Annotated in this window: 11 protein-coding genes; 2 read left to right on the top strand and 9 right to left on the bottom strand. The window is 70.6% G+C overall.

Going from position 1 to position 13,073, the window contains the following annotated elements; translation table 11 throughout:
* Positions 1–83: 83 nt before the first annotated feature.
* From prfA to argS, 8 genes are all read right to left on the bottom strand, one after another.
* Entirely contained in the window at positions 84–1,160 is a 1,077-nt protein-coding gene (gene prfA, locus FCN18_RS32400; protein WP_112271136.1) for a peptide chain release factor 1, read from the bottom strand.
* 92 nt (positions 1,161–1,252) lie between these two features.
* The gene (rpmE, locus tag FCN18_RS32395) at positions 1,253–1,477 is read right to left on the bottom strand and encodes a 50S ribosomal protein L31 (RefSeq protein ID WP_112271135.1); all 225 of its coding nucleotides are present in this window, start codon (positions 1,475–1,477) and stop codon (positions 1,253–1,255) included.
* A 138-nt stretch (positions 1,478–1,615) separates the two neighbouring features.
* Positions 1,616–3,541: a transcription termination factor Rho gene (gene rho, locus FCN18_RS32390; protein ID WP_112271134.1), complete on the bottom strand. Its 1,926-nt coding sequence runs from the start codon at positions 3,539–3,541 to the stop codon at positions 1,616–1,618.
* A 324-nt stretch (positions 3,542–3,865) separates the two neighbouring features.
* Complete coding sequence (gene thrB / locus FCN18_RS32385; RefSeq protein ID WP_112271133.1) at positions 3,866–4,750, bottom strand: homoserine kinase; 885 nt, start codon at positions 4,748–4,750, stop codon at positions 3,866–3,868.
* Positions 4,747–5,826 (bottom strand): threonine synthase, encoded by a 1,080-nt coding sequence (gene thrC / locus FCN18_RS32380; protein ID WP_112271132.1) that lies wholly within the window; start codon positions 5,824–5,826, stop codon positions 4,747–4,749. The genes thrB and thrC overlap by 4 nt, the downstream gene beginning before the upstream one ends.
* Complete coding sequence (locus FCN18_RS32375; protein WP_137096886.1) at positions 5,823–7,136, bottom strand: homoserine dehydrogenase; 1,314 nt, start codon at positions 7,134–7,136, stop codon at positions 5,823–5,825. Before FCN18_RS32375 ends, thrC begins: the two co-directional genes overlap by 4 nt.
* A complete protein-coding gene (gene lysA, locus FCN18_RS32370) occupies positions 7,133–8,572 on the bottom strand; it encodes a diaminopimelate decarboxylase (RefSeq protein ID WP_112271130.1) in 1,440 nt (479 codons plus the stop codon). Before lysA ends, FCN18_RS32375 begins: the two co-directional genes overlap by 4 nt.
* 8 nt (positions 8,573–8,580) lie before the next feature.
* Complete coding sequence (argS, locus tag FCN18_RS32365) at positions 8,581–10,236, bottom strand: arginine--tRNA ligase (RefSeq protein WP_112271336.1); 1,656 nt, start codon at positions 10,234–10,236, stop codon at positions 8,581–8,583.
* 291 nt (positions 10,237–10,527) lie between these two features.
* On the opposite strand from argS, the gene FCN18_RS32360 reads away from it, so the two are divergent.
* On the top strand, positions 10,528–11,364 hold the full coding sequence (locus FCN18_RS32360) for a DUF3105 domain-containing protein (protein WP_112271129.1): 837 nt from the start codon (positions 10,528–10,530) through the stop codon (positions 11,362–11,364).
* A 3-nt stretch (positions 11,365–11,367) separates the two neighbouring features.
* Entirely contained in the window at positions 11,368–12,069 is a 702-nt protein-coding gene (locus FCN18_RS32355) for a DUF305 domain-containing protein (protein WP_112271128.1), read from the top strand.
* Between the two features lie 3 nt (positions 12,070–12,072).
* Here FCN18_RS32355 and FCN18_RS32350 read toward each other — a convergent pair whose 3' ends face one another.
* Positions 12,073–12,999 (bottom strand): cation diffusion facilitator family transporter, encoded by a 927-nt coding sequence (locus FCN18_RS32350; protein ID WP_112271127.1) that lies wholly within the window; start codon positions 12,997–12,999, stop codon positions 12,073–12,075.
* Between the last annotated feature and the right edge of the window lie 74 nt (positions 13,000–13,073).

Here is a 13,073-nt window from a genome sequence, read left to right as displayed (position 1 = left end):
TCGGTGGCCTTCCGAGTCAGGAGTGCCGGGATCCCGCCCACACACATCATCACTGTGGCCTTCACTGCGGCTGGGCGGGGCCTTCAGGACTGGGCGGCTAGGCGTTCCTCGCGGTCGGCGTCGCGCAGCGCGTCGAGCACGCCGGTCAGCTCGCCGTCCAGCACCTGGTCCAGGTTGTAGGCCTTGTAGTTCACGCGGTGGTCGGAGATCCGGTTCTCCGGGAAGTTGTAGGTCCGCACCCGTTCCGAGCGGTCGACCGTGCGCACCTGGGATCGGCGGGCGTCGGCGGCCTTCGCGGCGGCCTCCTCCTCGGCGAGCGCCTGCAGCCGGGCCTGGAGCACCTGGATCGCCCTCGCCCGGTTCTGGATCTGCGACTTCTCGTTCTGGCAGGACACCACGATGCCGGTGGGCAGATGGGTCACGCGCACGGCGGAGTCGGTGGTGTTGACGCTCTGCCCACCGGGACCCGAGGAGCGGAACACGTCGATGCGCAGGTCGTTCGGGTCGATCTCGACCTCGACCTCCTCCGGCTCCGGGTAGATCAACACGCCGGCGGCCGAGGTGTGGATGCGGCCCTGCGACTCGGTCGCCGGCACGCGCTGCACCCGGTGCACGCCGCCCTCGAACTTCAGCCGCGACCACACGCCCTCGGCCGCAGCGTCATTGCCGCCCTTGCCTTTTATCGACACCGTGACGTCCTTGTAGCCGCCGAGGTCGGACTCGGTGGCGTCGAGCACCTCCGCTTTCCAGTTGTGCCGCTCGGCGTAGCGCAGGTACATGCGCAGCAGGTCGCCCGCGAACAGCGCCGACTCCTCGCCGCCCTCACCCGACTTGATCTCCATGACGACGTCGGAACCGTCGTAGGGGTCACGCGGCAGGAGCAGCTCGGTCAGCCTCGCCTCCAGCACCGGGATGCGGGCCTCGAGCTCCTCGGCCTCCTCCGCGAACGCCTCGTCCTCGGCCGCGAGCTCCTTCGCGGCCGCCAGGTCGGAACGGGCGCCGTCCAGCTCCTTGCGGGCCTTCACGATGGGAGCCAGCTCGGCGTAGCGACGGCCCAGCTTGCGTGCCAGGGCCTGGTCGGCGTGCACCGACGGGTCCGCGAGCTGTTCCTCCAGCTCGGCGTACTCGTCGAGCAGCCCCTGCAGAGCACTCGATTCCACTGGCTTCCTCTCGCGAACGGGCCGGACGGACACTGCTCAAGCAAACGGCGCCCGCCCTGCCTCGAAGGCAGATGCGGGCGCCGTCGGTGAAGCTACTTGGCGTCGCTCTTCTTGCGCTTGCCGTAGCGAGCCTCGAACCGCGCGACCCGGCCACCGGTGTCCAGAATCTTCTGCTTACCGGTGTAGAAGGGGTGGCAGTTCGAGCAGATCTCGGCGTGGATCTTGCCGGTGCCCTTGGTGCTGCGGGTGGTGAAGGTGTTGCCACAACCGCAGGTCACCTCGGTGACCACGTACTCGGGGTGAATACCGCTCTTCATGGGGTCCTCTCTCGGTGGCCGCCGGGTCCTCGCTGGGAGGTGAACCGGAGCCGGACGTCAGCGGAGTAATTCTGCCAGATGGGGCAGCGTCCGGTTGAACGCGCCCCATCCGGCGGCTATTCCTTACCTCGGTCGTCGTCAGTCGTCGTCGTTGCCCGGTGCGGTCTTGGAGACCTGCATCAGGAACTCGATGTTGGTCTTCGTCTTGCGCAGCCGGTCGAGCAGGAGGTCGATCGCCTGCTGCGAGTCGAGCGCGTGCAGCACCCGGTGCAGCTTGTGCGTGACCGCGAGCTCGTCCGGCGAGAGCAGCAGCTCCTCCTTGCGGGTACCGGACGGGTTGACGTCCACCGCGGGGAAGACCCTGCGCTCCGCGATCTTGCGGTCGAGCTTGAGCTCGGCGTTGCCCGTGCCCTTGAACTCCTCGAAGATCACCGTGTCACCGGTCGAACCGGTCTCGACCATCGCCGTGGCGAAGATCGTCAGCGAGCCGCCGTCCTCGATGTTGCGTGCCGCGCCGAGGAACCGCTTCGGCGGGAACAGCGCGGTCGAGTCGACACCACCGGAGAGGATCCGGCCGGACGCCGGGGCCGCCAGGTTGTAGGCACGGCCGAGGCGGGTGATCGAGTCGAGCAGCACCACCACGTCGTGACCCATCTCCACGAGCCGCTTCGCGCGCTCGATCGAGAGCTCGGCGACCGAGGTGTGGTCCGATGGCGGGCGGTCGAAGGTCGAGGCGATGACCTCGCCCTTCACCGACCGCTGCATGTCGGTGACCTCTTCCGGGCGCTCGTCCACGAGCACGACCATCAGGTGGCACTCGGGATTGTTGGTGGTGATCGCGTTGGCGATGTCCTGCATGATCGTGGTCTTGCCCGCCTTCGGCGGCGACACGATCAGCGCACGCTGGCCCTTGCCGACCGGCATCACCAGGTCGATCACCCGCGTGGTGAGCTTGTTCGACGAGGTCTCCAGCCGGAGCCGCTCGTTGGGGTAGAGCGGCGTCAGCTTGGTGAACTCGGGCCGCTTCTTGGCGACGTCCGGCTCGAGGCCGTTGACCGAGTCCACCCGGACGAGCGGGTTGAACTTCTGGCGCTGCTGCTCGCCCTCACGCGGCTGGCGCACCACACCGGTGATCGCGTCACCGCGGCGAAGACCGTACTTCCGCACGAGCGACAGCGACACGTAGACGTCGTTCGGGCCGGGCAGGTAACCCGATGTGCGGACGAACGCGTAGTTCTCCAGCACGTCGAGGATGCCCGCGACCGGAAGCAGGACGTCGTCCTCGCGGATCTCGGTGTCGGCGTTGCCACCGCCCTCACCGCGGCCGCCGCGACGGCGACGGTCCCGGAACCGGCGGCCGCGGCGCCCGCCGCGCTCGTCGTCGTCCTGGCCACCGCCCGCGTTGCTGTTGCTGTTGTTGTTCTGCTGCTGGCCGCGCTGGTTGTTGTTCTGCCTGCGGCCGTCGTCGTTGCCCCCACCGCGCTGCTGCTCGGAGGAGGACTGTTCGCCGCCCCGCTGAGCCGAGTCGTCGTCGCCCTTCTGCTGGGCGCCACCGTCGGGGCGGTTGGAGCTACGACGACGGCGGCTCGGGCGGCCACCCTCGTCGGACTGCTGCTGCGGCGTGTCGCCGGAGCCGTTGTCCGACGGCGCCTGCTCCCGCTTGGCGGGGGCTTTCTGCGCGGCCTTGTCCTCCTGCGCCTGCTCCGGCGCGTCCTTCTGGGCCTTGGCGGGCTTGTCCGCCGGGGCCTTCTCGGGTGCCTTGGCCTCGCTGACGCCCTCGAGCGGCAGCGTGTCGGCACCGGCCGAGGCGGACTTCCCGCGCTTGGACTTGCCCTGACGCTCCCGAATGGCGGCGATCAGGTCGCCCTTGCGCATTCCTGTGGTGTCGCCGATGCCCAGCTCACCGGCCAGGGCACGAAGATCGGCGATGACCATGCCGGACAGTCCGCCCGGACGTCGTTTGGGCGCCGCGGCCGCACCACCAGCCTGCGGCGCCTGCTCCCCGGTGCCCGGCGCCTCGGCCTGGGCATTCACGTCGCCGCTCAAAAGATCGGTGTTGCTCACACATGTCCTTCCTGACCGGTCCACGCCTCCACGGTGGACCAGCGGACCGCCGCCCGCGTCCGAATTGCGAGACGGCGTTGTAGTACCTGGTGCGAGCGATCCGGCTGAGACATGCGAGTCGCAGCGGCGGAGCCGCCTGCACGAGGTGGGAACGACCACCGTGTCTACCGGGAACCCGCTTCGAATAAACGGAAGATGTGACCGGGAAACGATCCCAGGACCATCACCGGGTGCGGAAATGCACGGTGACCGAACGCCCCCGAGGGTAGACCGCCCGAGGTCGTGGTGCAACAACCACCCCCTGCGTGGCGTGCCTCACTGTGCCTATTGTGACCTGGCTTCCACCCGGACGCCGGTCAGGTCGACGGACAGCTCGGAGACGTCGAACCCTTCAACGCCGACCTCCCCGGGAAGTATTCCCGTCGTGGTGAGCGCGAGCACCGTCGGCCCCGCGCCGGAGACCGCGGCGGGCACGCCGTGTTCCCGCAGCTCCTGCATGAGCCGGGCGGTCGCCGGGTACGCGGGAGCGCGGTAGCCCTGGTGCAGCCGGTCGTCGGTGGCCGCGAGCAGGAGCTCGGGTCGCGCGGTGATCGCGTGCACCGCGAGCGCGGTGCGGCCCGCGGAGAACGCCGCGTCGGCCAGCGGCACGCTGTCCGGCAGCAGGCCCCTGGTCTCCTTGGTGGAGGAGCGCGTCGCGGGAACGGCGACCACGGGGCGGATGGCGGAATGCGGGTCCAGCCGCTCGGCGTGGAAGCGGTCACCGGCTTGCCAGGCGATCACGAACCCGCCGAGCAGGCTCGCGGCGGCGTTGTCGGCGTGGCCCTCGAACCCGGCGGCCAGCTGCAGCGCGGTGTCGTCCACGGCCTTGCCCGCGAGCGCGTAGCCCGCGGCGATGCCGGCGACCGCAGCGGCGGCCGACGAACCGAGGCCCCTGGAGTGCGGAATCGCGTTGTGGCAACGCAGCCGCAGCCCGGGCACCTGCACGTCGAGGTGCCTGCACGCCTTGCGCAGCGCACGCACGACGAGGTGGTTCTCGTCCGTGGGCACGCCGCTCATGTCACCGGCGCCCGCGTCGACCACCTCGACCTCGAGCCCGGACTCGACCACCTCGATCTCGACGACGTCGTGCAGGCCGAGCGCCATGCCGAAGGTGTCGAAGCCCGAGCCGATGTTGGCCGTCGATGCCGGAACGGTGATCCGCAGCCTCATGACAGTTCGAGCGCGGAGGCGACGGCACGCGGGTCCACGGCGAGTGGCTCCACCTCGACGTTGCCCTCCAGTGCCGTGGCCGGGTCCTTGAGGCCGTGCCCGGTCACCGTGCACACCACGGTGGAGCCGCGCGGGATGCGGCCGTCGGCCGCGGTCAGCAGCAGGCCGGCGACGCTGGTGGCCGACGCGGGCTCGACGAAGACGCCCTCCTTGCGGGCCAGCAGCCGGTAGGCGGCGAGGATCTTCTCGTCGGTGACGGCCTCGAAGAGGCCGCCGCTCGCGTTCTTCGCCTTCACGGCGGGGTCCCACGACGCGGGGCTGCCGACGCGGATCGCGGTCGCGATCGTCTCGGGTTCGGCGACGGGCTCGCCCTTCACGAGCGGCGCGCTGCCCGCGGCCTGGAAGCCGAACATGCGCGGCGTGTTCTCCACCACACCGTCGGCGGCGTACTCGGTGTAGCCGGCCCAGTAGGCGGTGATGTTGCCCGCGTTGCCCACCGGAAGGCAGTGGATGTCCGGGGCCTCGCCGAGCACGTCGCAGATCTCCCACGCGGCGGACTTCTGGCCGACGAGCCGCACCGGGTTCACCGAGTTGACGAGTGTCACCGGGTAGTCGGCCGCCGTCTTGCGGGCGAGCTCGAGGCAGTCGTCGAAATTGCCGTCGACCTGGAGGATGCGGGCGCCGTGCAGCACGGCCTGCGCCATCTTGCCGAGCGCGATCTTGCCCTGCGGAACCAGCACGGCGCTGGTCAGCCCGGCGCGCGCGGCGTAGGCCGACGCCGAGGCCGAGGTGTTGCCGGTCGACGCGCAGATCACGGCCCGCAGCCCGCTAGCGAGCGCGTGCGTGATCGCGACGGTCATGCCGCGGTCCTTGAACGACCCGGTCGGGTTGGCGCCCTCCACCTTCAGGTACACCGTGCAGCCGGTGACCTCGGACAGGTGCGGCGCGGGCATCAGCGGCGTGTTGCCCTCGCCCAGTGTCACGACCTCGGCCCCCGCCGGGATGGGGATCCGCGACGAGTAGGCCTTGATGATGCCGGGCCAGCCCGCCTTCACCGGAGCGTTCACCGTGTTCACGAGTCCTCGCCTTCCACCCGCATGACGCTGACGACCTCGCGAACGACGTCCAGCTTGCTGATCTCTTCCACCGTGGCCTGCAGGGCGGCGTCCGGGGCCAGGTGCGTGACGATCACCAGGCTCGCCGTGGAGAGGCGGTCGCGCTGACGGACGGCCGCGATGCTGACGCCGTGGACCGCGAAGACCTGCGCGACCTGCGCGAGCACGCCCGGCTTGTCGGCCACGTCGAGGCTGATGTGGTAGCGCGTCGGCGTCTGGCCCATGGGCCGCACCGGCAACGCGGCGTGCGCCGACTCGCGTGGGCCCCGGCCGCCCGCCACGCGGTTGCGGGCCGCGGCGACGAGGTCGCCGAGCACCGCGCTCGCCGTGGGGGCGCCGCCCGCGCCCTGGCCGTAGAACATCAGCTCGCCCGCGGCCTCGGCCTCGACGTAGACGGCGTTGAACGCCCCGTTCACGCCGGCGAGCTGGTGGCTGCGGGGAATCATCACCGGGTGCACCCGCGCCGACACCGACTCGGTGCCGTCGTCGGCGGTCACCCGCTCGCAGATCGCCAGCAGCTTCACGGTGCGGTTCAGCAGCTTCGCCGCGCCGATGTCCGACGCGCTGATGCCCGCGATGCCCTCGCGGTGCACGTCGGAGGCGGTGACCCTGCTGTGGAAGGCCAGCGACGCGAGGATCGCCGCCTTGGACGCCGCGTCGTAGCCGTCGACGTCGGCGGTCGGGTCGGCCTCGGCGTAGCCGAGCCTGGTCGCCTCGTCGAGGGTCTCCGCGTAACCCGCGCCGGTGGAGTCCATTGCGGACAGAATGAAGTTGGTGGTGCCGTTGACGATGCCCATCACGCGCGTGATGCGGTCACCGGCGAGCGACTCGCGCAGCGGGCGCAGCAGCGGGATCGCGCCCGCGACCGAGGCCTCGTAGTAGAGGTCGGCGCCCGAGGTGTCGGCCGCCTCGGCCAGCTCGGCCGCGTGCTCGGAGAGCAGCGCCTTGTTGCCGGTGACCACCGACTTTCCCTTGCGCAGGGCGGTGAGCAGCCAGCCCCGCACCGGCTCGATGCCGCCGATCAGCTCGACGACTACGTCCACATCGGACTCGACGAGCCTGCCCGCGTCGGCGGTGAGCAGGTGCTGCGGCAGCTCGGGGTGCTTGTTGGGGCGGCGCACCGCGATTCCGGCCAGCTCCACCGGGGCACCGACCCGAGCGGCGAGCTCGTCGGCGTCGTCGATGAGCATGCGCGTGACCTCGCTGCCGACCGTACCGCAGCCGAGCAGCGCTACCCGGACCGTCCGCCCGTCGAGCGTGGCCACGCTCATGACACCTCCAGTCGCAACATGTCCTCGTTCGTCTCCCGCCGCAGCAGCAACCGGTGGCTGCCGTTGCGCACGGCGACCACCGCCGGGCGGGGCTGCCGGTTGTAGTTGCTGGCCATCGAGTAGCAGTAGGCGCCGGTCGCCGCGACGGCGAGCAGGTCGCCAGGTGCCAGGGTGTCGGGCAACCAGCAGTCGCGGACCACGATGTCGCCGGACTCACAGTGCTTTCCCACGACTCGGGAAAGCACGGCGGTCACGGGCTCCGGCTGGCCGTCGTCGCTGGAGCGGGAGACCAGGCGGACGTCGTAGGCGGCGTCGTAGAGCGCGGTGCGGATGTTGTCGCTCATCCCGCCGTCGACGCTCACGTACCGGCGCACCTCGCTGTCGCCGAGCGCGACGTCCTTGATCGTGCCCACCTCGTAGAGGGTGACCGTGCCGGGGCCCGCGATCGCGCGGCCGGGCTCGCCCGCGATGCGCGGCACCGGGATGTCGGCGAACGCGCATTCCTTGCGCACGATGTCACGGATCTGCGTGACCAGCTGCGCGGGCGGCGGCGGGTTGTCCTTGTCGGTGTAGGCGATGCCGAACCCACCGCCGAGGTCCACAGTGGACAGATCGGCCAGCGCGTCGGCGCCGTGCTCCTTGCGCAGCTCCGTGAGCAGCCCGATGACGCGGCGCGCGGCCACCTCGAAGCCGTCGGCGTCGAAGATCTGCGAGCCGATGTGGCTGTGCAGGCCGACGAGGCTCAGCGACGGCGCGTTGAGCACCCTGCGCACCGCCTCGGCGGCGTCGCCGGCCGCGAGCGAGAAGCCGAACTTCTGGTCCTCGTGCGCGGTGGCGATGAACTCGTGCGTGTGCGCCTCGACGCCCACCGTGACGCGCACGAGCACCTGCTGCACCACGTCGTGCCTCGCCGCGATCTCGGCGAGCCGGGCGATCTCGTAGAACGAGTCGAGCACCACCGTGCCGACCCCCGCCTCGATGGCTGCCTCCAGCTCGGCGATGGACTTGTTGTTGCCGTGGAAGGTGATCCGCTCCGGCGGGAACTCCGCCCGCTGGGCGATCGCCAGCTCGCCGCCGCTGCACACGTCGAGGCTGAGCCCCTGCGCGGCGACCCACCGCGCGACCTCGGTGCACAGGAACGCCTTGCCCGCGTAGTGCACGAGCGCCGGGTCGTCGAACGCCTCCGCGTACTCGGCGCAGCGGGCCTTGAAGTCGGCCTCGTCCACGACGAACAACGGCGTGCCGTACGTCCGCGCCAGCTCACGGACGTCGACGCCGGCGATGCGCACGACACCGTCCGGGGCACGGTAGGTGTTGCGGGGCCACACCTTCGGATACAGCTTGTCCAGCTCGGCCGAGGTGGAGGGCGGGAACCCCGCCTGGTCGACGTGCGGGTAGACCTCGGCGTGGCGGGGCCCCGCTGGGTGAGCACACATCTAGATCGTTACATCCGTTCCGGGGCGGAAACCCCGAGCAGCGACAGTCCGTTGGCGAACACCTGGCGAGCGGCCTCGCACAGCGCCAGGCGGGCGTGGGTGAGGGGCGTTGCCTCCTCGTCGCCCTGGGGCAGCACCCGAGCCACGTCGTAGAACTTGTGGTACGCCGACGCGAGCGACTCGAGGTAACGGGCGACGCGGTGCGGTTCGCGCAGCTCGGCCGCCTTCTTGAGCACGGAAGGGAACTCCCCGATCGTGCGGATCAGGTCGCCTTCCCTTGGATGGCCGAGCAGGCCGAGGTCGACGTCGGCCGCGCGCTCGATGCCCAGCTCGGCGGCGTTGCGCTGCAGCGACGCGAGCCGCGCGTGGGCGTACTGCACGTAGTACACCGGGTTGTCGTTGCTGTGCTTGCGGAGCAGGTCCAGGTCGACGTCCAGACTGGAGTCCACGGAATACCGGGTGAGCTCGTAACGGGCCGCGTCGACGCCGACGGCCTCCACCAGGTCCTCCATCGTCACCACGGTGCCCGCCCGCTTGCTCATCCGCACCGGCTTGCCCCCGCTGACCAGATTGACCATCTGGCCGATCAGCACCTCGACCGCGTCGGGGCTGTGCCCCATCGCGGCGGCGGCCGCCTTGAGCCTGGCGATGTAGCCGTGGTGGTCGGCGCCGAGCATGTAGATGCACAGCTCGAAACCGCGCCCGATCTTGTCGCGCAGGTAGGCGAGGTCACCCGCGATGTAGGCCGGGTTGCCGTCGCTCTTGATGACCACGCGGTCCTTGTCGTCGCCGTGCTCGGTGGAGCGCAACCACCACGCGTTGTCGGCGTGGTACAGGCTGCCCGACTCCTTGAGCTCCTCGACGACCTTCTCGACCTCGCCCGAGCTGTGCAGCGAGTCCTCGTGGAAGTACACGTCGAAGTCGGTGCCGAACTCGTGCAGGCTCTTCTTGATCTCGTCGAACATCAGCCCGACGCCGATACGGCGGAACAACTCGTGCCGCTCGTCCTCGGGCAGCGAGAGCGCGCTGGGCTCCTTGCGGATCACCTCGGCGGCGATGTCGTTGATGTAGGCGCCCGCGTAGCCGTCCTCAGGCGCGGACTCGCCCTTCGCGGCGGCGATGAGGGACCGGACGAACCGGTCGATCTGCGCACCGGCGTCGTTGAAGTAGTACTCGCGGGTCACGTCGGCGCCCTGCGCGCTGAGCAGGCGGCCGAGCGCGTCGCCGACCGCGGCCCAGCGGGTGCCGCCGAGGTGGATCGGGCCCGTCGGATTGGCCGAGACGAACTCCAGGTTGATCTTGACACCGGCCAGCGCATCGCCCCGGCCGTAGGCGTCACCCTCGCTCAGCACGCGGCTCACCAGCTCGCCCTGCGCGTCGGCCGCGAGCCGCAGGTTGAGGAAGCCGGGGCCCGCGACCTCGGCCGCCTCCACGCCGTCGGCCTTCGCGAGCGCCTCCGCCAGCGCCTCCGCCAGCTCGCGCGGCTTCAGCCCGACCTTCTTCGCCACCTGCAGCGCCACGTTGGTGGCGTAGTCGCCGTGCTCGGGGTTGCGGGGTCGCTCGACCGTGACCGGGTCGGGCAGGACGCCGTGGTCGAGGCCACGCGCCGACAACACTTCTACCGCGGACGAACGCACGAGGTCAGCAAGGGCGGAGGGAGTCACCAGCCGAGTGTACGGCTGGAGACCCCGCGACCCGTCCACCACCCAAGCCTCCCGACCGACCCGCTACACGCCCTCCCGCCGGCCCGACCACCACCCCCCAAGGAGGCGCTACGCGCCCCTCACGCCCTCCCGCCGGCCCGACCACCACCCCCCAAGGAGGCGCTACGCGCCGCTTACGCCCTCCCGCCGGCCCGACCACCACCCCCCAAGGAGGCGCTACGCGCCCCTCACATCTCTTTCCCTACACTTCACAGCCGGTACGCGTCCGTCCTCGAGGGAAACACGGGAGCCATGGCCAGCGGCACGAAGAAAAAGGGCAGCCCGAAGAAGAACGCGGTCAAGGCAGCCCGTGGATCGGTCGTCACCAAGAAGCACACGCCGTGGGGGACGATCTTCTCCGTCGTCGTGATCCTGCTGCTCGCGGTGGGTGTGTTCGGCTACTACTGGGTCGCCTCGAGCGACCAGCGGGAGCAGCGCGACCGCGAGGAGGCCGCGGCCGCCTTCGCGCCGTCGCAGCAGAACCCGGACCCGTCGAAGGACATCGAGGGCGTCGTCACCGCCGAGTACGCCGCGGGGGCGCACGTCCTGCCCACCGAGCGCGTCGCCTATGACAAGACCCCGCCCTTCGGCGGCCCGCACGACGGCTACTGGGCCGCCTGCACCGGCATCGTCTACCCGAACGCCGTGCGGACCGAGAACATGGTCCACTCGCTCGAGCACGGCGCGGTGTGGATCGCCTACAACCCCGACCGGGTGCAGGGCGACGAGCTGGAGAAGCTACGGGTGCGGACCGAGGGCAAGCCGTTCACGATGATGTCGCCCTACCCCGGCCTCGACACGCCGATCTCGGTGCAGTCGTGGGGCCACCAGCTCAAGCTCGAGAGCGCCGAGGACCAGCGCATCGACCAGTTCATCGCGGCGCTGCGGCGCAACCCGAACACCTACCCGGAGGTCGGCGCCTCGTGCGACGCGCTCGGCCCCGGCGCGTTCGACCCGGACAACCCGCCGCCGTTCGACCCGTCGAAGCCGGGTCCCGACGCGAAGCCCATGGACTACCAGGGCTCCGAGGGCGCTCAGCAGGACCAGCCGATGAGCGGCACCCCGTCCGCTCCCCCGGCCGGCGGCTGATCCATGGCACCTGACGAGCACGGCGAGCTCGTCGATCAGGAGACCCCGGGCTGGTCCCGGGTCCTGATCTTCGGCGCGGCAACGCTCGCGGTGTTGTTGATCGGCGCGACGATCGGGCTCGTGCTGGCCCAGGCGGTCGGCGACGAGGAGCAGCCGGTGCCGACCGCGGGCTCCGTGGACGTCGGCTTCGCGCAGGACATGTCGGTGCACCACCTGCAGGCCGTCACCATGGCCAACTGGGCGCGGGACCACAGCACCGACCCCGCGATCGTGCAGCTGGCCTTCGACATCGCCAGCACGCAGACCGAGCAGGTCGGGCGAATGAAGGGCTGGTTGATGCTCTGGCAGCAGCCGGAGGAACCGCTCGGCGAGTACATGACGTGGATGACCGAACCCGGCGGGCACCAGCACGGCGGCGGGCCGGGCGGCGACAGCTCCGGCGGCCCCATGCCGGGCATGGCCACCGAACAGGAGCTGCGGAAGCTCCGTTCGCTCTCCGGTCGAGAGCTCGACGTCTACTTCCTGCAGCTCATGCTCCGCCACCACCAGGGCGGCACCGAGATGGCGGAGTACGGCAAGGAGCACGCGGCCGTGGGCGCGGTGCGGACGCTCGCGGACAGCATCCTCAAGTCACAGGTCCCTGAGGCGAACCTCATGCGGCAGCTGCTCGCCAAGCGCGACGCCGAGCCACTGCCCTTTCCCTGATCGTCACCAGGACAGCTCCTCGCAGCGCCGCGCCGACTCCCTCGGCTCGATCTGCAGGGTCGCGTGCTCGATCGAGTACTCCTGCGCCAGCAGGCGCTGCGCGGAGGCCAGCACCTCCGAGGTGTCCGCGTCGGGCGCGACGGTGAGGTGCGCCGAGGCCACCTCCATGCCCGAGGTGAGCGTCCAGACGTGCAGGTCGTGGACGTCCTCCACGCCGTCGAGCGCGGTGAGCTGCCCGCTGAGCTTCGCGACGTCGATACCGCGCGGGGCGTGCTGGAAGAGGATCCGCAGCGTGCGCGCGGCGAGCGACGCGGCCCTCGGCAGCACCCACACGCCGATCGCGACACCCACGATCGGGTCGGCGTAGCGCCAGCCGGTGAGCATCGTGACGGCCGCACTGATCAACACGCCGACTGAGCCGACCAGGTCGGCCAGCACCTCCAGGTAGGCGCCGCGCACGTTGAGGCTCTCCTTGGCGCCCGAGCGCAGGAGGGAGAACGACACGAGGTTGGCGACGAGCCCCGCCGAGGCCGCGAGCAGCACGGGCAGGCCGGGTACGGCGGGCGGGTCACTGATCCGCTGGATCGCCTCGTACACGACGTAGGCGGCGACGCCGAAGAGCAGCAGCACGTTGCCGAGTGCCGCGAGGACCTCAGCCCGGTAGAGGCCGAACGTGCGCGTGTAGGTGGGGCCGCTGCGGCGGGCCAGCGCGACGGCGACGAGCGCCATCCCGACGCCGAGCACGTCGGTGAACATGTGGGCCGCGTCGGAGATGAGGGCCAGCGACGACGTGGCGAACCCGACCACGAACTCCAGCACCATGAACGCGGCGCCGATGACGAGTGCGGCGGCGAGCCTGCGCACGTAGCGAGCGGAGGCGCTGCCCGGCCTCGCCGGGTCGACGTGCCCGTGGCCGTGCCCATGGCCCATCGCGTCACCTCCTGGTTCGTTTCGCCGCACGAAAATATAGTCACATGCGCATAAGTGCAATACAGGTGAGGCTA

It is taken from the genome of Prauserella endophytica (genome assembly GCF_005146945.1).
Taxonomy (GTDB): Bacteria; Actinomycetota; Actinomycetes; order Mycobacteriales; family Pseudonocardiaceae; genus Prauserella_A; species Prauserella_A endophytica.
Note: the sequence above shows the minus strand (reverse complement) of the source record. Positions and strands in the feature narration are given on the sequence as shown.

Excerpts from the sequence above, each read along its gene's own strand:
- FCN18_RS32355 (WP_112271128.1), top strand. The coding sequence starts at position 11,368 with ATGGCACCTGACGAGCACGGCGAGCTCGTCGATCAGGAGACCCCGGGC.
- FCN18_RS32350 (WP_112271127.1), bottom strand. The coding sequence starts at position 12,999 with ATGGGCCATGGGCACGGCCACGGGCACGTCGACCCGGCGAGGCCGGGC.
- FCN18_RS32375 (WP_137096886.1), bottom strand. The coding sequence starts at position 7,136 with ATGAGCGTGGCCACGCTCGACGGGCGGACGGTCCGGGTAGCGCTGCTC.
- rpmE (WP_112271135.1), bottom strand. The coding sequence starts at position 1,477 with ATGAAGAGCGGTATTCACCCCGAGTACGTGGTCACCGAGGTGACCTGC.
- thrB (WP_112271133.1), bottom strand. The coding sequence starts at position 4,750 with ATGAGGCTGCGGATCACCGTTCCGGCATCGACGGCCAACATCGGCTCG.
- FCN18_RS32360 (WP_112271129.1), top strand. The coding sequence starts at position 10,528 with ATGGCCAGCGGCACGAAGAAAAAGGGCAGCCCGAAGAAGAACGCGGTC.
- lysA (WP_112271130.1), bottom strand. The coding sequence starts at position 8,572 with ATGTGTGCTCACCCAGCGGGGCCCCGCCACGCCGAGGTCTACCCGCAC.